The sequence below is a fragment of the Prosthecobacter sp. Pr1 genome (assembly GCF_057652315.1).
The window spans coordinates 290,801-309,793 of sequence record NZ_JBYFBS010000001.1 but is presented as its reverse complement, the minus strand read 5'-3'; the positions used below and the strand labels follow the sequence as shown (position 1 = coordinate 309,793).

At 59.2% G+C, this 18,993-nt stretch carries 19 protein-coding genes; 3 read left to right on the top strand and 16 right to left on the bottom strand.

Going from position 1 to position 18,993, the window contains the following annotated elements; genetic code table 11:
* Positions 1-22: 22 nt before the first annotated feature.
* The 6 genes from AC24GY_RS01430 to AC24GY_RS01405 all read right to left on the bottom strand — a co-directional run bounded on the left by AC24GY_RS01430 (position 23) and on the right by AC24GY_RS01405 (position 3,897).
* Positions 23-751 (bottom strand): hypothetical protein, encoded by a 729-nt coding sequence (locus AC24GY_RS01430; RefSeq protein ID WP_487679662.1) that lies wholly within the window; start codon positions 749-751, stop codon positions 23-25.
* A complete protein-coding gene (locus AC24GY_RS01425) occupies positions 748-1,347 on the bottom strand; it encodes an RNA polymerase sigma factor (protein ID WP_487679660.1) in 600 nt (199 codons plus the stop codon). Before AC24GY_RS01425 ends, AC24GY_RS01430 begins: the two co-directional genes overlap by 4 nt.
* A 58-nt stretch (positions 1,348-1,405) precedes the next feature.
* On the bottom strand, positions 1,406-1,864 hold the full coding sequence (locus AC24GY_RS01420; protein WP_487679658.1) for a DoxX family protein: 459 nt from the start codon (positions 1,862-1,864) through the stop codon (positions 1,406-1,408).
* On the bottom strand, positions 1,861-2,733 hold the full coding sequence (locus AC24GY_RS01415; RefSeq protein WP_487679656.1) for an HvfC/BufC family peptide modification chaperone: 873 nt from the start codon (positions 2,731-2,733) through the stop codon (positions 1,861-1,863). Before AC24GY_RS01415 ends, AC24GY_RS01420 begins: the two co-directional genes overlap by 4 nt.
* The gene (bufB, locus tag AC24GY_RS01410; RefSeq protein ID WP_487679654.1) at positions 2,714-3,556 is read right to left on the bottom strand and encodes an MNIO family bufferin maturase; all 843 of its coding nucleotides are present in this window, start codon (positions 3,554-3,556) and stop codon (positions 2,714-2,716) included. The genes AC24GY_RS01415 and bufB overlap by 20 nt, the downstream gene beginning before the upstream one ends.
* Before the next feature lie 83 nt (positions 3,557-3,639).
* Positions 3,640-3,897 carry a hypothetical protein gene (locus AC24GY_RS01405; RefSeq protein ID WP_422322206.1) on the bottom strand — a complete coding sequence of 86 codons (258 nt, stop codon included), beginning with the start codon at positions 3,895-3,897 and terminating at the stop codon, positions 3,640-3,642.
* Positions 3,898-4,083: 186 nt separating this feature from the next.
* On the opposite strand from AC24GY_RS01405, the gene mpl reads away from it, so the two are divergent.
* On the top strand, positions 4,084-5,466 hold the full coding sequence (gene mpl / locus AC24GY_RS01400; protein ID WP_422322205.1) for a UDP-N-acetylmuramate:L-alanyl-gamma-D-glutamyl-meso-diaminopimelate ligase: 1,383 nt from the start codon (positions 4,084-4,086) through the stop codon (positions 5,464-5,466).
* A 70-nt stretch (positions 5,467-5,536) separates the two neighbouring features.
* On the opposite strand, the gene AC24GY_RS01395 is transcribed toward mpl, so the two are convergent.
* Entirely contained in the window at positions 5,537-6,889 is a 1,353-nt protein-coding gene (locus AC24GY_RS01395) for a L,D-transpeptidase family protein (protein ID WP_487679652.1), read from the bottom strand.
* Positions 6,890-7,163: 274 nt separating this feature from the next.
* Here AC24GY_RS01395 and AC24GY_RS01390 point away from each other — a divergent pair, with 274 nt between their 5' ends.
* Entirely contained in the window at positions 7,164-8,069 is a 906-nt protein-coding gene (locus AC24GY_RS01390) for a hypothetical protein (protein WP_422322203.1), read from the top strand.
* Here the strand turns inward: AC24GY_RS01390 and AC24GY_RS01385 are convergent.
* The 6 genes from AC24GY_RS01385 to glpK all read right to left on the bottom strand — a co-directional run bounded on the left by AC24GY_RS01385 (position 8,053) and on the right by glpK (position 15,331).
* Positions 8,053-9,075, bottom strand: a complete 1,023-nt coding sequence (locus tag AC24GY_RS01385; RefSeq protein ID WP_422322202.1) for a PIN/TRAM domain-containing protein — start codon at positions 9,073-9,075, stop codon at positions 8,053-8,055. The genes AC24GY_RS01390 and AC24GY_RS01385 overlap by 17 nt on opposite strands.
* A gap of 63 nt (positions 9,076-9,138) precedes the next feature.
* Positions 9,139-9,933: a hypothetical protein gene (locus AC24GY_RS01380; protein ID WP_487679651.1), complete on the bottom strand. Its 795-nt coding sequence runs from the start codon at positions 9,931-9,933 to the stop codon at positions 9,139-9,141.
* A gap of 124 nt (positions 9,934-10,057) precedes the next feature.
* Positions 10,058-12,145: an ATP-dependent DNA helicase RecG gene (gene recG, locus AC24GY_RS01375; protein ID WP_487679650.1), complete on the bottom strand. Its 2,088-nt coding sequence runs from the start codon at positions 12,143-12,145 to the stop codon at positions 10,058-10,060.
* Positions 12,146-12,193: 48 nt separating this feature from the next.
* Complete coding sequence (locus AC24GY_RS01370) at positions 12,194-13,267, bottom strand: GNAT family N-acetyltransferase (RefSeq protein ID WP_487679648.1); 1,074 nt, start codon at positions 13,265-13,267, stop codon at positions 12,194-12,196.
* Between the two features lie 2 nt (positions 13,268-13,269).
* Complete coding sequence (locus tag AC24GY_RS01365) at positions 13,270-13,812, bottom strand: Uma2 family endonuclease (RefSeq protein ID WP_422322198.1); 543 nt, start codon at positions 13,810-13,812, stop codon at positions 13,270-13,272.
* A 25-nt stretch (positions 13,813-13,837) separates the two neighbouring features.
* Entirely contained in the window at positions 13,838-15,331 is a 1,494-nt protein-coding gene (gene glpK, locus AC24GY_RS01360) for a glycerol kinase GlpK (RefSeq protein WP_487679645.1), read from the bottom strand.
* A gap of 88 nt (positions 15,332-15,419) precedes the next feature.
* Between glpK and AC24GY_RS01355 the strand changes: the two genes are divergently transcribed.
* A complete protein-coding gene (locus AC24GY_RS01355; protein ID WP_487679643.1) occupies positions 15,420-16,103 on the top strand; it encodes a hypothetical protein in 684 nt (227 codons plus the stop codon).
* A 69-nt stretch (positions 16,104-16,172) separates the two neighbouring features.
* Here the strand turns inward: AC24GY_RS01355 and AC24GY_RS01350 are convergent, their stop codons facing one another.
* The 3 genes from AC24GY_RS01350 to AC24GY_RS01340 form a co-directional block, all read right to left on the bottom strand.
* A complete protein-coding gene (locus AC24GY_RS01350) occupies positions 16,173-16,913 on the bottom strand; it encodes a 3-keto-disaccharide hydrolase (protein WP_487679641.1) in 741 nt (246 codons plus the stop codon).
* Between the two features lie 22 nt (positions 16,914-16,935).
* Positions 16,936-17,913, bottom strand: coding sequence for a carboxylesterase family protein (locus AC24GY_RS01345; protein WP_487679639.1), 978 nt, complete (start codon positions 17,911-17,913; stop codon positions 16,936-16,938).
* 97 nt (positions 17,914-18,010) lie between these two features.
* Entirely contained in the window at positions 18,011-18,961 is a 951-nt protein-coding gene (locus AC24GY_RS01340) for an alpha/beta hydrolase family protein (RefSeq protein ID WP_487679637.1), read from the bottom strand.
* Positions 18,962-18,993: the final 32 nt, after the last annotated feature.

Below are 18,993 nucleotides of genomic sequence, written 5' to 3'. Positions count from 1 at the left end.
AGGTGAGTGAGATTCCGTAACCTCACGCCAGCCCAAACAATTTCTTCAACACCGCTTCATCCGCCGTGGTGGCGAGGAGGAAAGTCTGGCTGCCATCGCTCCAGCTGGCCATGTTCCAGTTCTTGTTGCTCTTAAACTGGGGCCGAAGCTGTGGCGGCAGGTCGGTGAGTCCGGTGTTGTCCATCACGACGAGGTGCGCCTCTTTGCCAGGCTGAATTTCAAAGCAGATGATGGATGCTGCACGACCGCCGATCAGGATGCGCTTGCAGGCCAGCACAGACATGGTCCCCACCTTGCCAGGCAGACGATCCGGCGTCGGGGACTCATCAGCCACAAGCATCTTTTTGATGGCTTCGAAGTCACGCGACATGTGATCGACCTTGGAAATGCCGTACTCGACTTTCGTCACGGCGGCGAGCGAATCAGCCTGCCAGCCGGGCATGCTGTTGCTCACCGGCCAGAGCATCGCCCAGCCGACCACTACTGCGGCAGCAGCGGCCGCCAGTGTGGGTAGCACCCAGCGGGTGGGGCTTTTAGCGGGCCGTCTGGCGTTTTGCAGAATGCTTGCCCGCAGCCCTGCTGGAATGGTGGCAGCAAAGGCCCCGGCGACTTGTTCATCAAACTCAGTGCGCTTTTTGAGCCATGCGCCCAGTTCGGGATCGCTATCAGCCATCCCACGCGCCTCTTGCGATGCATCCTGAGGGCGGAGCGTCGTGGCATCGAGTTCGAGTCTGGCTTCTTCGCGGTTCACGAGGCGGATAGGGGGATAATGTTGGAGGGGGCGGAGTCTTCGAGGCGGCGCAAAATGGTGCGCAGGCTGTCTTTGGCGCGGGAAAGGCGTGACATCACTGTGCCGATGGGAACGCCCAGCGTCTCGGCGATGTCCCGGTAGGATAGCTCCTTGAGGTAAAAAAGCACCAGTGGTGCTCGGTAATTGGGCTCCAGTTCTTCGAGCGCCGTTTGCAGCGTGGCGCTGTCCACGCGCGGATTTTCGCCGTCATCATGGTGCTGCGTGGCGCCATGCTGCTCGGGTTCAAATTCGACCTCTTCATATTTTTTCTCGCGGCGGGCGATGCCGAGCCATTCGCGGTAGATCGTGGTGAACAGCCAGGTCTTCACCTTCGAGGCATCCCGCAGCGTGTGCCCTTTCTTTGCCCATTGCAGAAAGGTTTGCTGCACAAGATCCTGCGCAGTGGCCTCACGCCGGCACATGCTCATGGCAAAGCGGTAAAGCCCCTGATAGTGGGAGTCCACGATCTGCTCAAAGCTGGGCACGGTGTCGGTCACGCGTCGAGGTATCGTGCGGGTTGCAGGCAGTTCAATGCCGAATTGGAAGGCAGATTCCATGAGTTCATGGGTCGGGTATGCAGGTGGGAGACGTGACCGCAGCGTTTATTCCCACAATTCACGCTTTTTTTCGCCGACGCAGGAGTTCATCGGCCGACAACCTGCCAGGACCAAAAATGAAGACGGTCACGCTGGCCAGCAGAAAGAGAAACGGCGGGGCGCTGACGAAGGAGTCGGCATCTGACCAGATCGTTTTGACCACATCGAGATGCGCCGTGCCGTAGGCGACGAGCATGGTGAAGATCAGTGGCACGCAGGTGACTCGGGAAAAGAGGCCCGCCAGAAACAGCAAGCCTCCGAAGCACTCCGTGCAGCCCGCCATGTACGCATTCAGCTCTGGAAAAGGAATGCCGAGTTCGGTGAAGAAAGCGGTGGGCACGCTGATGTCGCTGAGCTTGCCTTTTCCGGTCTGAAAAAACTGCCAGCCCCAATAGAGGCGGATGCCGAACAAAAAGGGATCTGCCAGGCAACTGGCGGCGCGGTCGAGGAGTGTGTTGGCGAGGGTCCAGGGCTTCATGATTTGCGGGGAAATTGGATGAACCACCCGAGCTGGGAGAATTCGGCGAACCAAACACGAATCTGCGCGGGCCAGTCAGTCTCGGGACTGGCTTGGGAGAGAGCGAATTCGATGGCATTAGCCAGCGTGAGGCCATCCCTCAATGCCGTGAGCATGGCGAAGGACTCCGGGGCAAGGCGCTTGAAGTACAGCTGGTTGTCATGGCGGTGAACGGCCAGATGCACACGCTCGCGCTTTAATTTCGGTGCCTTGGCGACTTTGGCACGTGTGGGTGCCTCGGACATGGCCTGGCTGGCTGAACCGCGCACATCGGCGTCTGCTTTTTTCATCGCGGTAATGAAGTGATCGACCGCGTGTTCAATCTGCAGAAACACGACGCAGGGCTGGAGCCCCAGACGAAGCATGGAGGGGTCTGCGCCAAGGAGATCATCGATCCGCAGCGGCTTTTTCAATACCTCGTCAAAGGCAAGCGTCTGCGCCCATTCAACGCGGGCCACATCACGCGCGTTGAGATCTGTAACAAAAGCGGGAAGTGCGGAGCCTAGATTACGCAAAGTCCAGGAAGTGCTGGGATGCTGCGCGAGGTAGTCGCGGCAGAGCCGGTGAAAGCGGCGCTCGCCCAGGAAAACGCGCAGTGCAGGATAGTCGTCGTAGAGACAGTCGAGCAGGCGGAACCAGTACTGGCGGGCGTAGATTTCAAGGCGCTCGAAACCGCTCATACTATCGTTCGGTGTGATGAAATCGACCTCCGTGCTGACGGGCATGCCGTCCTGGCGCGTGAGCGGCTGCATCAGCGCCGCAGCCATGGTGCGTTGCAGTTGGCGCAGGTCGGCATTGGTGCGGAGACGGCTAGGCGTGGGCATGCTCATGAAGGTAGCGGCTGGCTTTGAGCGCTTCGGCATGCACATCATCGAAGCTGGGAATTTTGTCGTCCCATTCGAGGAGTGTGGCGGTGCTCCCGGTGTTTTGGATGGCGGCGGCGTAGAGATCCCACACGGGATCTGGCACGGGATGATCGTGGGTGTCGAGGATGACGTGATCCAGCCGGGTGTGCCCGGCGATGTGAATCTGGCCGACGCGATGATGCGGCACTGCACGGAGGTATTCGAAGGGATCGAAGCCGTGGTTCTGCGAGGAGACGTAGATGTTGTTTACATCCAGGAGGATGCCGCAGTCAGCGCGCTCAACGACTTCGTTGAGGAATTCCCACTCGGTCATCTCGTTCTGCGTGAATTCGGCGTAGCTGCTCACATTTTCCACGCAGATGGGCACTTCGAGAAAATCCCGGGCCTGCCTGATTTTCTCGGCGGTGTGCCTGGCCACACTCTGGGTGTAGGGCATGGGCAGGAGGTCGTGGGAGCAGCGGCCATCCACACTGCCCCAGCAGAGGTGATCGGAGAGCCAGGGCGTGTTGGTCCGCTTCACCAGACGCTTGAGCTTTTTAAGGTGGTCGCGATTCAGCGGATCGGCATTGCCGAAGTACATCGACACCCCGTGCTGCACGACGCGGTATTGCTCCAAAATGCTGTCCAGCACCTCCAGCGGGCGGCCGCCATCGACCATGAAGTTTTCGGAGATGATCTCAAACCAATCACAGACCGGCTTCTTCTCCAGAATATGCCGGTAGTGCGGCACACGGAGGCCGAGACCGATGCCTAGATCGGTGTGACCATTGTGAGGGTTGGCGGGCATGCTCTGGAATTCCAAGTGTAATGTTTAAAGATTGGCCGCAGCCACACGCGGGGGTGTCGTGTGGCTGCGGAAATCGATTCGGCTTACTTCTTCGGCATGGTGTTGCAGCCGCCTTTGCCCTTGCAGGAGTTCTTGCCTTTGCAGCCGTTGTCACCGGACTTGCAGCCACCCTGTCCTTTGCAGGTATTGTGTCCCTTGCAAACGTGCTGGCCTTTTTCAGCCATCTTTTCGATGGAGACGCCGAGGCTGGCGGCCTTCTGGGTGCTGGTGGTCTGGGCGGCGTAGGCGCCGGAAAGGAGACCGGTGAAGGCGGCGGCGGCGATGATGTGCTTGGTGCTCATGGTGGGTGTGATGTATTTTGATTTGTTTGTTAGTTCTGGCTGGCTGCGGGGATTCGAGCCATCGCAACGTTGGAGCCTCCGCCTGTGCGATTATTCCCGCCGAACTGAACTTTCTTTTAGCAGGGGGCAAAAAGTCCTGCTTTAGTTCACGTCTGCGCCTGGATTTGAACCGTGCGCTTCTTTTCCATGGCATCTCCCAAGCACATTCATTTCATCGGCATCTGCGGCACCGCAATGGGCTCCACCGCAGTCGCTCTGCGCGCCCTCGGTCACACCATCAGCGGATCCGACAATCAAGTTTATCCGCCCATGAGCGATGTGCTGCGGGATGCCGGCATCACTGTGACTGAAGGCTACAATCCGGACAACCTGCCGCTGCAGGCGGATGTGTATGTGGTGGGCAACGCAATCTCTCGCGGCAATCCCGAACTCGAGGCACTGCTGGAGAAAAAGCTGCCTTACGTCTCCATGGCGGAGATGCTGAAGCGCGAGGTCATCCAGGGCAAACGCAGCTTTGTGGTAAGCGGCACGCACGGCAAGACGACGACCACAACGATGCTTGCGTGGATCTATGAGCACGCAGGCAAAAACCCCGGCTTCATGATCGGCGGCGTGCCGGAGAATTTCGAATCAGGCGCACGCTTCACTCACTCGGACCTGTTTGTGATCGAAGGCGACGAATATGACACCGCCTACTTCGACAAGCGCAGCAAATTCCTCCACTACCTGCCGGAGTGCGCCATAGTGAACAACATTGAGTTCGATCACGCGGACATCTTCCGCGACCTCGACGAGATCCTGCTCTCGTTTCAGCGCTTCCTCAACACGGTGCCTCGCAACGGCCTTGTCCTCGTCAACGGGGACGACCCGAACTGCCTCAGCCTGCGTGCCAAGTGCCCGGCACCGTTCAAGACCGTGGGCTTGGGCGACACTTGCGACTTCCGCATCACGATCACCCGCGTGACGCCCGAAAGCACCCATTTTGAAATCAATGGAGCAACGTTCGACGTGCCCATGGTCGGAGAGTTCAATGCACGCAATGCAGCGATGTGCGTCTGCGCAGCCCGTTTTGCCGGATTGAGTGATGATGAAATCCGCGCCGGTCTGAGCAGTTTTCGCGGCATCCGCCGTCGTCAGCAGGAGCGTGGCACGGCCCACGGCATCACGATCATCGACGACTTCGGCCATCACCCGACCGCCATTCGCGAGACACTGCGAGGCCTGCGCCAGCGCTATGAAGGACGCCGCCTCTGGGCGCTTTTCGAGCCCCGCTCAAACACCAGTCGCCGCAACGTGCTGCAGAATGAACTGATCGAAGCACTGACAGAAGCCGACGGCTCTGTCATCGCAGCAGTAGCCAATCCAGAAAAGGTCGCCGCAGATCAACGACTCGACACCGCCAAGGTGGCTCAGGCAGTCACCGCACGCGGCAAACCCTGCTGGTTTGAAGCAGACACCGACGCCATCGTGAATCGCCTGAAACAGGAAACTCGCACAGGCGATGTGATCGTGGTCTTCAGCAACGGCGGCTTCGACGGCATCCACGACAAGCTGCTGAAAACGCTGTAGGACCGGGCCTTTTACGATTGCTTTCAGCGCAACAGCGAAGCCGATCATCGGCTTGGGAACAAATGACCCGCTAATAAACAATCTCCACCTCGTCGCCCACACGCACCTGGCTGAAGAACTGCTTCGCCTTCTCGTAGGGAAGACGGATGCAGCCATGTGACGCAGGCTGCCCCGTGACATACCCGCTGTGCAGGCCGATGGCCCCGCAGTTCAAACGCATGAACCAAGGCATGGCCACATGGTAGAGCGTAGAAACATGGGAGGTGTGCTTGTCGGTGATGACATAGCGCCCGGCCGGTGTGCCGTAGCCTTCACGCCCGGTGGAAACCATGGTGTGGTTGATGATGCGCCCCTGCTTGGTCACCCAGGCACGTTGACTTGAAAGATCGACAGTCACGAGCGTGTCCGGTTCCGACTCAGGATCGCGGCCCAGCAGGACACGCATGAGGAACAGATACCCCTGCGTGGCGGCAAAATTGATCGGGTAGCGGTGAAAGCGTGTGGTGCCCATTCCTGGCCGGCCTCCCGCGCGCATCAGAGTGACCGCGCCTTCCACATCGCCTCGTGCAGCACAGCAGATCATCGGGGTGATGCCACGATCGCTTTCCATGGCGTTTCGCAGATCTTTGATCGTGCAGCGATCAATGACCTGCTTCAGAATAGGTGTGTTAAAGCGTGTGTTGGGATCGACACCAAAATCCAGCAGCGCCTGCAACACGGGAACATTCCGGCGCAGGGAGGCGATCGCTATCGGTGGCTGTTTTTCATGCGCCGGCTGGTTCAGATTCACTCCCGAGAGCGCCAGCACATGCACACAATCCGCACGTCCCATGCGCACGGCGGCGCACAGCGGCGTATCTCCGCCCAAGGTCATTTCGTTGGGGGAAATGCCCATGGCGATGATTTTGGCAAGGTGGGCGGCGTCATCGTTGAGCACGGCCTGATACGCCTGGGGCAGCGCCTCGGTGCGCGGCATCAGACGAGTCCAGTGATCTTCGATGGGATCAAGGATCGGACGCCAGACAGGCATTTTGAAGTCGATGGCAGGAACGGGTTTGTCAGACTTCCTGGCAGCGGCCACCGTGGAATCACCGTTGGACGGCTTCGTTGGAATGACCGGTTTAACCTTGGCGTCCTCAGCCGCACGTCTCAGGGCGGCTTTTTCCGCATTCGGCGACACTGGCAGCGGACGCACCGGGGCAAATGTTGCATCAACAGGCAGCGCGGCACGGATCTCCGCACTGTTCTCGCTCAGCTTGCCTTGGCGCACTTTGCTGACTGCGGCCACGGGTGGTGTAACCGCATCCACACGAAACATTTCATGGTTCTTCAAAAGCTGGATGATACCCCAGCAAATTCCCACGCCGACGATCGGCGGAAGAATGCAGGCACCCAGCATGTTGATGAATGAACCTTTTTTCATTTTTGCGTCACAAGCCTGCCATCCATAACAAAAATGATCAGTGTGTCGAGCGGGTTTTCACCGAGTGAAGGTCATACCATTTACAAATCAGGTTTTGAGGCTGCTTGTGGGGAGAAAATTAAGGCAATTCAGCAGAGTTTTATGGTAATTCAAAAACATGATGAGACATTACTCGATGTTTGTGGCCGCCAATGCATCAGACTCCATGTGTTCGCGCATCATGTGCGCAGTGGTTGCCTTGTTATGCCTGGGCATAGCACCATGTCGTGCGATTGTGTTTGAAGCCACCGCCGATCCGAATCACAACACCACAGCCCCCACCGGCATTTTTGCCAATTCAGGCTGGCAGTATGAAGGCACTTACGGCGCCTATCTTGGCACCATGATTGCACCCCAGTACTTCATCACCGCGCAGCATTTCGGCACTCAGGGCTTCACCTTCACACAAAACGGCATATTCAGCGGCGGAGCAGATGTGACCTACAACATCGACACTGCGGCCAATGGTGGCGTCGGCTACTGGGACATCGCTGGCACCGACCTGCGCATCTTCAAAATCCAGGAAACTTTTGCCACCTACGCGCCGCTCTACACGGGTTCCTCTGAAACAGGTCTGACCATGCAGGTCAACGGCAGAGGCGGTCCGCGCGGGACGGATGTGATGGTCGGTGGGATTCTGCATGGGTGGCAGGACACCAATCCTGACGGCAAAGCGCGCTGGGGCACCAACACCGTCAGCGGCATTTATTCGAGCGCCATTGGCGATCTGCTCACCGCCTCATTCAGTGCCAGTGGCACCGCCGAAGAGGCCACCCTTTCCAACGGTGATTCCGGCGGCGGCGTGTTCGTCAATGACGGTGGCATCTGGAAACTGGCTGGCGTGAACTACAGCATTGATGGCATGTTCGACACCAACAACGTCACCGGAGATGGCAGCGATTTCAATGCAGCGCTGTTTGATCGAGGTGGCCTATATCAGGGCTCTGACTCCTTTGGCTGGACCTACATTCCCGATCTTCCTTTGGACAATCCCTCCAGCATGTACGCCTCGCGTATCTCCACCAGCGCGGCCTCCATCATGTCCATCACCATGGTTCCAGAGCCGCAGTCGGCATTGCTGGTGATGCTGGCCCTCTCAGCAGGTTTGCTGCAGCGCAGGCGCGTCACGCGTCCGGTTTGATCTCAGCAAAGATCAGCCTTCCGGCACTGGTCGGAAGGGTGCCCGAAACCACCACATCCACCGTCTGCCCGATCTGCGCAGCGGCGTTGTTGACGACGATCATGGCACCGTCTGGCAGATAGCCCACCGCCTGGTTCTTGTCCTTGCCAGGTTTGGTCAGCGGCAGCCGCAGTTCATCGCCCACGCTGAGTTCTGGATTCAAGGCTGCTACCAGCTCGCGCAGGCTGAGCACCGTGATGCCACGCAAGCGGGCCACCTTGGCGAGATTGTCATCGTTTGTCAGCAGGCGGGCATTCAGTTCACGTGCCAGCGTCACCAGCCGCACTTCCACTGAGGCATCTGAAGAGCCGTCTTCATGAATGGAAACCTTCATCTCCGGCCTTGCCCGCAGCTTTTCCATCATCTCCAGCCCTCGCTTGCCCCGCAGGGACTGCGCAGCGTCAGGGGAGTCTGCCAGATGCTGGAGCCCGTCTAAAACGCAACGCGGAACCACGACGGCACCGCTGAGAAATCCGGTGGCAAAAACACCTGGCAGCCGGGCATCCATGACGACGTTTGTGTCCAGCAGCAGCGGTTCACCCTCAGAGCCGTCTCGGCGGAACCGGATGTATGGGATCAGAAAGGCAAACTGGTCCCGGTCACTGCGCAGCGCAAACGTGACTCCGAAAAACGCCAGAGTCCCATAGATGCAGATTTCTGCGACGTTTTGCAGCGCCACCCCTTCCTCGTGATTTTGAAAATAGGCGAGCTGGAACACGCCGATGCGCGTGATCAGCCACGCGCAGAAAAGGCCCACTGCCAGCCCAAGCGTAGCGTGGGAAAAATCCCGCAGGGTGAAGTGCGCCAGCAGCACATCCAGCACCACCAGCATGCCCATGAACACCGCGCCGCTAAGCGCCCCCACCCAGGCGTCCTGGTCCAGGCCCAGGGCGATCGCGATGCCAATGAAAACGGAGAACGCAAAGAACAGCGCACGCACAAGGCGGATGGGCCAGGAAGTTTTCATGGAGATGCCCACGGATTAAAGGCAAAAACCAGACGGGGCAAAAGGATTCTCCCCCGGAATTCGTCACGGCCTCATGGCCAGACCACCACGCCGCGTAAACTGAAGCTCCACGCCGGCATCCGCAAACACCCGTCCCATCTCACGTTCCAGTTCTGCCACACTGCGCCCCGCCAGGATAAACTCCCGCACGGCGTTCTCCTCAGACATGCCCTGCTCCATGGCTTGCAGCAGTGCTTTCACACCAGCGCCGTTTCCCGCACGATCAAGGTAGGTAAGATAGAACGTCAGCAGCATGGCCGAGGCACGGTTCTCAGTCGCGACGGGCGTATTCAGGCTTGCCGTCCACGCTCTGGAATCCATGACCATCAGCTCGGACAGGTTCAGCATTCCAAAACGCACCGCCTGCCCCATCTGCCGGGCACCCGACTCACGCAGGCTTTGCCGCAGCTGATCGATCGTTTGCGCAGCAGACAACCCGGCATTCTTGGCATCAGCAAACTCGGGGACGTCCGCCAGCAGCCACACCGGGGGCATTTTTTTCACGACCGGCTCTTGGACCTGGGGTGGAGCCTGCACCACTGCGGACGCGGGTGTCGGCACGGGATCTTTCTTCAGTCCATAGGCCGCCAGCCCGGAGGACTGCACTGTCTGCAAGGGTGACTTCAAAGTCCGCGCCTGGACGAACGGAGATTCACGAACAGCAATTGCGGCACTGGGGTGCGGCGTCTCCTTTTTTAACCACAGCACAAACGCCGTGACACCCAAGGCGGCTGCAGAAACAACAGCCAAACGCAGCATCGTGATCATGCTCAGCTTCCCACGCCGATGCCGTTTGCGAACGGTTTCGGTTTGGTTCATCTGCGGCATAGGCGCGCAGCTGGGAGCAAGAGGATGCATGACTATTGGTACTGACCGGGTAAAAGCCTCAATCGTCAAGCCACCTTGACTAAACCTTCCTTTAAACAAATTTAATTAACCCGAATCACTGCATCATTGCCTGAGCCTTTTCAGCCACCACCGGCTCATCCCGAAACACCGCCAGCGCCGGACGCAGCAATTGCGGATCTTCGTCCAGTGTCCGCTCGGCAAGCTGCCGCGCCAGGCGCACCAGCCGCGTATCTGCCAGCAGTTCACCAAACAGCAGCGGTGCCTGCCCGCTCTGCGCATGGCCCAGCACATCCCCTGGCCCACGCCGCCGCAGGTCCTCCTCGGCGATCTGGAAGCCGTCGCTCGTCTCCTCCATGATTGCCAGCCGCTGACGGTTTTCCTCGTCCTTGTCATCCACAAACAGCACGCAGTAGCTCGTGTGCGCTCCGCGACCGATGCGGCCACGCAACTGATGCAGCTGAGCCAGCCCAAAGCGGCCAGCGTCGTGGATGAACATCACCGTCGCGTTTGGAACATCGATGCCTACTTCGATCACCGCGGTCGAAACCAGTGCGTCCAGCTTGCCCGCACGGAAGCGTTTCATCACCTCCTCCTTCTCCTCCGCGCTCATCCGGCCATGCAGCAGACCCACCTCACATGGGGCCAGCAGCTTGGACCACTCCTCATGTCCCTTCGTCGCCGCACCCGCATCGAGCTTTTCCGATTCATCGATCAGCGCATAGACAATGTAGCCCTGCCGACCCTCCTCGATCTGCTCACGCAGGAATTTGGCCGCGTCCTTGAGCTTGGTCTTCGGTCGCACCTTGGTGATGATCTTCACCCCATCGCGTGGCTTCTGGTCGATCGTTGAAACCTCCAGATCCCCGTAGATCGTCAGCGTCAACGTGCGCGGGATCGGCGTGGCCGTCATCACCAGCACATCCGGCGTATCCCCCTTGCGGATCAGCTTCGCCCGCTGCGCCACGCCAAACTTGTGCTGCTCATCAATGACAACGATCCCCGTGTTGTGCATCAGCTCTGCGTCATGCAGCAGTGCATGCGTGCCAATGACGATCTCGGGTTTCGCAGAGCTGCTCTTTCCGCGCATCAGCTCCACGCCATCCCCATCCTCACGCTTCGAGCCCGTCCGTAGCGCCACACGCAGTCCCAGCGGTTCCAGCCACTTGCGTGCGTTGCGCGCATGCTGCTCAGCCAAAATCTGCGTCGGTGCCATTAGAACCGCCTGCCGGCCTGATTCGACCGCACGCAGCATCGCAGCAAAGGCCACCACCGTTTTGCCGCTGCCCACATCGCCGTGCAGCAGGCGGTTCATCGGATTGCCCGAGGCCATGTCGCGATGAATTTCATCCAGACAACGCTGCTGCGCCGGGGTGAGCTGAAACGGCAGCTCGTTGAAAAAATCCCGCAGGAGCTCGCCCGTGCCGACCTGCCTGCGTCCGCCCGACTCGATCACGCGCCGTTTCCGCCGCGCCACGCGCAATTGGTAACCATAGAACTCCTGCAGCGCCAGGTAGCGCCGCGCCTGCTCCAGTTTTTCCATGCTGGATGGGAAATGCACCTCCCGCAGTGCTTTCGAACGCGACATGCCAGCGAACTCCCCTTCCCCGCTCGGTGCGGGCAGCAAATCTTCAATAAACGACTCTGGCAGCGCCTGCATCACATGCCACACCGCCACGCGCAGGGCTTTCTGCGTCATCGCCCCTTTCAGCCGGTAGATCGGTGTGATGCGCCCCGTGTGAATCTGACCCGCATCATCATCCGCGCCGCCTTTGACGATCTCATACTCCGGATGCGCCATGCTTAGGCGGCCTTTCGTGTCCTTGATGATGCCGTAGACAATCAGCTCCTGCCCCTCCGCCAGCACCCGGCTCATGAATGGCATGTTCCACCACTTCAGCGTGAGCTGCTGCCCCAGCAGCCCCGTCGCATGCCGCACCACCGCCTCAAACACGCCCGCCCTGCCGAAAAACTTGTTCCCCGTCTTCGTGATCAACACGTGATGACACGACGGCAGCAGTCCCGCCTGAAACGCCAGCGCCTGCATCTGCCGCCGGTCCTCGTGCCGGGATGGCATCAGAGCAATCACATCCGCCACCGTCATCACCCCCTCCTTGCCCAGCAACCGCGCGGCATTCGCGGGCATGCGGGGAACTTCAGCGAGAGAAAGGTCGAGTGGGATCACTGGGTGAGATGGAATGCGTGTTGATGAGTGTCAAAGACGATCTCCCATTCACACCGCCTTCTCCATCACATAATCATCCATCACAAAACCGCTGCCGATGTCACTGACGATGTCTTCGGTGAATCGGAAGCCCGCCCGCAGGTAAGAGCGGATGGCCGGGGCGTTGCGTTTGTTCACACGGAGGCGCACAACTTTGCAGCGCATCTCGCGGGCGCGGTCCTCGGTCCATCGAAGAGTGATTCCCCCAAGCCCATGGCCGTGCACTTCAGGCAGCAGGTAGAGCTTGTTGATGAAGAGCACGGGCTCGAAAAGAAGCTTCTCAAAAGAAATGTAGCCGACCGGCTTCGGCCTGGCTGTCTCCACGAGTGCATACCACACATCACGCGCCTGCATTTCATGCGCCATGGATCCAGGCTGATACCAGATGGAAAGCATGTAGCGAATCTGCTCCACGCTGATGATGCCGGGATAATAGGCATGCCAGATTTCATGTCCCAGCCGCTGCACCGTGGGCAACTCGTGGGCACCAATCCGGCGGATGCGGGCGCTGAGCGGTTCGCGGTGCGTTTGTATCGTGCTCAGTGCATGCCGCCAGACATCCTCATCCCGCGCTGGTGAGAGGCGGTGCAAATGCTCGGCGATCTGTCCCTGCGTGGGTTCCACGATCTGCTCCTCGCGGATTTGCTTCTGATCCGATGGGAACTCAGCCTCCGGCAGGATCAACTGCGCAAGATACCAGCAGGCCCAGGCACGCCAGGTGCGCAGCTCCTTGTTCGGCTCCACCATGCGCGTGGCCAGGTGCTGCCAGTGACGGCGGGGATTGCCGATGAACTGGCCCTCAACCCGGTGCTGCATGATCCACACCAGCGCCAGATACGGCAGCGGCCATTTGGCGAGAACGGGCTCATCAGCGCTCAGTGGCAGTGACAGCGCACGGTTGATGATGAGGATGCTTTTGGCCGGAAAACCTTCACGCCACAGGCTCTGGGCATAGTGCAGCGCCGTCTCATAAAACAGCGGCCCACGCTCATGATTCAGCGCCTCAATGTCCGTGTGATCGTAGTGCCGGTTCTCCTCCGGCAGCAGCGGGCAGGGCGGATTGATCCATGCGGTGTGTCGCATGATCAGTCAACGCTCACGGAACGTGGCACTTTTGGGCAGAGCAATGAGCCAGCAGCCGTTTCCGGGTCATCTTTGAGGAAGAACTTCAAGCGACCACGCCGGTCGCACACCCACACTTCCTTTGCTCCTGCTTCAAAATACAGACGGCGCTTCTCCTCGATCTCGCCGCGTTTGTTGCCAGGAGACACAACTTCCACGCAAATTTCAGGAGCACCCTTGAGCGCCACACGTCCGCCGACTTGAACCAGCCTTTTTTTCGACACCCAGGCCACATCCGCGACCTTGATGCCTTCACTTGTCGAGATGGGACATTCGACAGTGATTTTGCCAGCAGGCGCGTGCTTTTGAAGCAACAAGGCAATATCAGCTTGTTTGCCTCCATGGGAAAATTCGGCGTAGCACATCATAATCGGATTCCCGTACCGGTCGGTTTCCACCCTCCCTGGCCAGCTGCGCACCAGCGGATCACGCCCGATCTCCTCCCAGCGGTCAATATTGAAGACCGTCTGGTTTTTAATCTCGGGGATGGAAAGCAGGGCGCTCATGGCTTCTGGTTTTAAGTTTGCCACATTAATCCGGCTGCTTCAACTCCCATCCCTTGGCACGGCCCAGCGCCCGGTTCCAGCCCTGCGTGATCTGGGTGCGGGCGGAGGCTTTCATGCCCGGCTTGAATTTGAGGTCCACCTGCCAGTGCTTGGCGATATCGGCCAAGTTTTTCCAATAGCCCACGGCAAGTCCCGCGAGGCAGGCCGCGCCGAGCGCGGTGGTTTCATTCACTTTGGGGCGAACGACTGGAACACCCAGCAGATCGCACTGCAACTGCATGAGCAGATTGTTCACGCTGGCACCGCCATCGACACGCAGCTCCTTCAGCTTGATGCCCGCATCAGCTTCCATGGCCTTCAAGATGTCCATGACTTGCAGGGCGATGCCCTCCAGCGCCGCACGCGCAATGTGCGCCGCCGTGGTGCCGCGCGTCATTCCCACCAGCGTGCCGCGCGCATAGGCATCCCAATGCGGTGCCCCGAGACCGGCAAACGCAGGCACAAGGTAAACGCCCCCGGTGTCAGGCACACTCGCGGCCAGCGCTTCAACATCCGTCGACTGACGGATGATGCCCAGCCCATCGCGCAGCCATTGAATCGCCGCGCCAGCAATGAACACGCTGCCTTCCAGCGCGTATTCGGTGCGCCCGTTGATTCGCCAGGCCACGGTGGTGAGAAGTTTGTTTTTGGAATTGATCGGTTTGGTGCCGGTGTTCATCAGCATGAAACAGCCCGTGCCATAGGTGTTCTTCACCATGCCGGGCTTCGTGCAAATCTGGCCAAACAAAGCCGACTGCTGATCTCCCGCGATGCCTGCAATGGGAATCGAACCGCCAAGCAGCGATGTCACGCCAAACTCCCCGCTCGAATCCCGCACCTCCGGCAACATGGATCGCGGCACGCCGAAGATTTTCAACAGTTCCTCATCCCAGATGCCTTTGCGAATGTCATAGAGCATCGTGCGCGAGGCATTGCTGACATCCGTGGCATGCACCTTGCCGCCGGTGAGATTCCACAGCAGCCAGGAGTCGATGGTGCCAAAGGCGAGCTCACCTTTCGCCGCACGGGCTTTGGCTCCTTTCACGTTTTGCAAAATCCACTGCACTTTAGTGGCGGAGAAGTAGGCGTCCACGATGAGGCCGGTCTTGCGCTGAATGAGCTTGTCGAGCTTCTGCGCGCGCAGCTTGTCGCAAATCGAGGCCGTGCGGCGGTCCTGCCAGACGATGGCGTTGCAGATTGGCTTCCCGGTTTTGCGATCCCACACCACGGTCGTCTCCCGCTGGTTCGTGATGCCAATGGCGGCCACGTCAGCGGCCTTCGCCCGCGCTTTGTGCAGCACTTCAGAGGCCACCCCGGCCTGCGTGGCCCAGATTTCCTGCGCATCATGCTCCACCCAGCCCGGTTTAGGGAAGATCTGCCGGAATTCTTTCTGGGCCGTCGCCACGATGCCGCCGTCGTGGTTGAAGAGAATCGCGCGTGAGCTGGTGGTGCCCTGGTCTAGTGCGAGTATGTATTTCATGGTTATTTCAGATGTTCCCAAGGCCAGCGTGCCGAGTCAATGCCTTACAAACTGCCGGGGAACATGTAGATGGCATTTTTCAGTCAGAATGAATACTCTTGCCTGGAAAGCATCCAAACTCACCACCATGCAAACCGTCCCTGAAACCGCAGCGCCCGCCGCACCGCGTGCGCGTTCCACCAAGAAAGTCGTGCTCATCACCCTCGCCGTCATTCTCGGCTGCGCGGGCATCGCCGCCGCCACCGGCGCATTCTGGGTCAAACAGAACTTCTACCCCTCCGCCATGACTCCTGTGAGCCTGACCGCCACAGAAAAAGCGGAGTTCGACAACAAGCTGCAGGCCCTGAACAATCCTGCCGCCATTCCGCCCGATGAGGCAAACCGCACGATCGTCGTCAACGAGCGTGAAGTGAACGCCTACCTCGCCCAGCAGCAGCTCGGCGAGACCGTGCAGGTGAAGTTTGGCGAAGGCCAGGTCTCCGCTGTGGTCATTTTCACCGCCCCGGAAGATTTCCCGATCGTACCAAACCAAAAGATTCGCCTCCGCTTCACCTTCGGCACCAGCCTCTCGGCTGAGCACAAACTGTCGCTGAAACTCGACGACCTCAGCCTCGGCGGCATTTCCCTGCCAAACAGCTGGATCGGTGACCTCAAGGGCGTGGATCTTGTGGCTGAAAACGTGGAGACTGATCCTGCGCTACAAAAATTCCTCGCTGGCATCCAGTCGCTGGAGGTCCACAACGGCACACTGCGCCTCGTGCTGAACAAGTAAAGCAGCCGAAACAATCAAAAAGCCGCAGAGGTGATCCCTCTGCGGCTTTTTTCATTTAGGCTGATCGGATCACTTCTTCGCGTCGGCTTCGGCAAGGATCTTCTTGGCTTCCTCAGCACCGATTTCGCGCACCTTCAGATTGCGCCAGCGGATCTCGCCGCCGTGCGTCTGCAGCATGATCGGTCCCTTGGCAGGCAGCGGCTTGGTGCGGTCGTAGTAGTTTTCCATCACATTCCCGTCGACGACGAGCTTGTCGTTCAGCCACACCCAGGTGCGCGCCCCGATCTGGCGGATGCGGAAGCTGTTCCACTCACCCATGGGCTTGTCCGCCACCACCAGTGGATCGCGGCCGGGAGTGTCCGGGGTGTTGTTAAACAGACCACCTGAGCCAAGGTGCGGCCTGCGTGTCGGTTTGGCCGGATCGAAGACCTGGGACTTGTCCCAAATCTGCACCTGGGGTGCGCCACGCAGGTAGATGCCGCTGTCAGCACCTGCCACGGTTTTGTATTCGATGAGGAATTCGATGTCGCCAAATTCCTCTTCAGTGGTGGCATAGGGGCCGTGACCGTCGTTGACCAGTTCGCCGTTCTCCACCTTCCAGTCTTTGGCGAATTCGTCGCGCATCTTCTTGAGCGCTTCGGCTTTCTTCTCGCCTTCGAGTTTGACGACGGAATGTGGGTTCAGGCCGTACCAGCCCGTGAGGTCCTTGCCATTAAAGATCGGGCGGAAGCCGGAGTCTTCAGCCTGGGTGACAAGACAAAGAGACAGCACCAGGCCGCCGAGAGTGAGGGGATTGAGTTTCATGATCATGGATGGTGAATGTGGAGGTGCCTCACTTTGCTTCCTTGAGCTTGGCGATGAGGAATTCGTTGATCGTCTTGTACTTCACATCCGTCGCGCCCGGATAAACGACCTCACAGGCCACGCCCTTTTCTTTGCAATGCTCCTGCAGTTTCACGCCAAAATTGGCGGTGTGCGTCGGGTCCTTCTGCTCCTGGCCGATGGCAGGAGGAGCACCGAATAAGCAGTACACACCAGGATCATCAGAAGAAACGAGCGCGTAGGGCGAGTACTCATTGATCCAAGGCAGAATGCGTTCCCGCGCCGCCACGAAGTCATCGAAGTTTTTAAACTCACCCGCCTTGCTGAAGGCATGGCCGCCATACTTGCTGTTCGGCGTCCACTCGCGCATCTGCTTGGGATCCAGCGTGGTCTGCGGACCATTCACGGCAGCCGTGTAAAGGCGGGTCGATTCACGTGCGATGGGATCGCTGCTTTTCGGATCGGCCATGTCGTCGTGGAAAGCCAGCCACAGGCTGCTGCATGCACCTGCGGAGCCACCGCTGGCGCCAATGCGGGTCTTGTCGATGTTCCACTCCGCCGCCTTGCTGCGCACGGTCTGCAAAGCAAGCGCCGCATCCGTCAGCGGTGCCTTCACCGGCGGCACCACGTCCTGTGCCTGCGAGATGTAGCGGTAGTTGATCGACACCACCGAAATGCCCTCCTTCAAGAAAGGCTCTACGGCGATGCCCGCCTTGTCCCCGCCCATCCAGCCGCCGCCATGGATGAAAAACAGCAAAGGCGTCGGCTTGTCCGACTTCGCCTGCCAGAAATCGAGCACATTTCGCTCAGCCGGCCCATACTTCAGATTCGCCACCGTCGGCGGCGGATTCTTCGGATAGACTTTCTTGGCCGGAGCCTTGGCCGCAGGGGCATCAGCTTTTTTTGCGGGAGCCTCGGCCTTCTTCGCCGGTGTGTCGGCGGCAAAGGCAATGGAGGTGAGTAAAAGGAGGGAGAGAGCGAGTTTCATGAGAGCAGGTAGAACGCTCTTAAATCAGCTTATCTGGCTGCAATCATGAGTCTTCCTCCGCAGCCATACCAGTCTGGCTGCGGGTCGACATGACCTCTCACTTCTTCAGCGTCTCAATCAGAAACTCCGCAATGCTCTTGTGCTTCACGTCTGGTGCACCGGGATAAACGAGCTCGCATTCGTCACCGATTTCGCGGCAGTGTTCCTGAAGTTTGACGCCGTAGTTCGCGGTATGCGTGGGGTCTTTCTGCTCCTGCCCGATGGCCGGAGTATTGGTATAGAAGAGATAGACGGGCGGGTCATCCTTGGAGACGAGCTCATACGGCGAGTACATTTTGATCCACTTCAGCACGGACTCGCGCTTTTCCAAAAATTCGGCAAAGCGGGTGTCGCGGGTTTTGCGCTCGTTCGGGTCCATGAATCCGAAGGCATGACCGCCGTAGCGGCTGTTCGGCGTCCATTCCTTGAGCTGCTTGGGATCCAGCGAGGTCTGCGCACCGCTGACCGCCGCGCACCACAGACGAGTGGATTCACGGGCGATGGGATCACTGCTCTTGGGATCGGCCATGTCATCATGGAACGCAAGATAGAGGCTGGAGCAGGCCCCGGCAGAACCGCCACTGGCTCCGATGCGCTGCTTGTCGATGTTCCATTCCACCGCGCGGCTGCGCACAAACTGCAAGGCACGCGCAGCATCCTCCAGCGGCCACTGCACAGGCGGCATCACGCCTGCAAGCTGCGCCTGCCAGGAGTAGCGGTAGTTGATGGAGACGACGGAGATTCCGGCCTTGAGGCAGGCTTCGAGCTCGCCGACACCGGACTTATCTCCTGCGACCCAGCCACCTCCATGGATGAAAAACAGCAGCGGCGTGGGCTTCGACGAATCCGCTTTGTAAAAATCAAGCACCTGCCGCTCATGCGAACCATAAGGCACATTCGCGATGGTGGGCGCACGTTTAGGAGCCGGAGCGGGTTTAACGGCGGGGGCAGGCGTCTGTGCGTGCAAAGACGCAGCAAGAAGCAGAGTGAGGATGACGGGCGATTTCATGGCTGGAGAGTTCAATAATTGGAGTTTCATAA

Bases quoted from the DNA above. Each gene is read 5' to 3' on its own strand.
- AC24GY_RS01340 (WP_487679637.1), bottom strand. From the start codon at position 18,961: ATGAAATCGCCCGTCATCCTCACTCTGCTTCTTGCTGCGTCTTTGCAC.
- AC24GY_RS01405 (WP_422322206.1), bottom strand. From the start codon at position 3,897: ATGAGCACCAAGCACATCATCGCCGCCGCCGCCTTCACCGGTCTCCTT.
- AC24GY_RS01345 (WP_487679639.1), bottom strand. From the start codon at position 17,913: ATGAAACTCGCTCTCTCCCTCCTTTTACTCACCTCCATTGCCTTTGCC.
- AC24GY_RS01395 (WP_487679652.1), bottom strand. From the start codon at position 6,889: ATGAAAAAAGGTTCATTCATCAACATGCTGGGTGCCTGCATTCTTCCG.
- AC24GY_RS01365 (WP_422322198.1), bottom strand. From the start codon at position 13,812: ATGAGCGCCCTGCTTTCCATCCCCGAGATTAAAAACCAGACGGTCTTC.
- mpl (WP_422322205.1), top strand. From the start codon at position 4,084: ATGGCATCTCCCAAGCACATTCATTTCATCGGCATCTGCGGCACCGCA.
- bufB (WP_487679654.1), bottom strand. From the start codon at position 3,556: ATGCCCGCCAACCCTCACAATGGTCACACCGATCTAGGCATCGGTCTC.
- AC24GY_RS01355 (WP_487679643.1), top strand. From the start codon at position 15,420: ATGAATACTCTTGCCTGGAAAGCATCCAAACTCACCACCATGCAAACC.
- AC24GY_RS01420 (WP_487679658.1), bottom strand. From the start codon at position 1,864: ATGAAGCCCTGGACCCTCGCCAACACACTCCTCGACCGCGCCGCCAGT.
- AC24GY_RS01380 (WP_487679651.1), bottom strand. From the start codon at position 9,933: ATGAACCAAACCGAAACCGTTCGCAAACGGCATCGGCGTGGGAAGCTG.
- AC24GY_RS01425 (WP_487679660.1), bottom strand. From the start codon at position 1,347: ATGGAATCTGCCTTCCAATTCGGCATTGAACTGCCTGCAACCCGCACG.
- AC24GY_RS01415 (WP_487679656.1), bottom strand. From the start codon at position 2,733: ATGAGCATGCCCACGCCTAGCCGTCTCCGCACCAATGCCGACCTGCGC.
- glpK (WP_487679645.1), bottom strand. From the start codon at position 15,331: ATGAAATACATACTCGCACTAGACCAGGGCACCACCAGCTCACGCGCG.
- AC24GY_RS01350 (WP_487679641.1), bottom strand. From the start codon at position 16,913: ATGATCATGAAACTCAATCCCCTCACTCTCGGCGGCCTGGTGCTGTCT.
- AC24GY_RS01370 (WP_487679648.1), bottom strand. From the start codon at position 13,267: ATGCGACACACCGCATGGATCAATCCGCCCTGCCCGCTGCTGCCGGAG.
- AC24GY_RS01385 (WP_422322202.1), bottom strand. From the start codon at position 9,075: ATGAAAACTTCCTGGCCCATCCGCCTTGTGCGTGCGCTGTTCTTTGCG.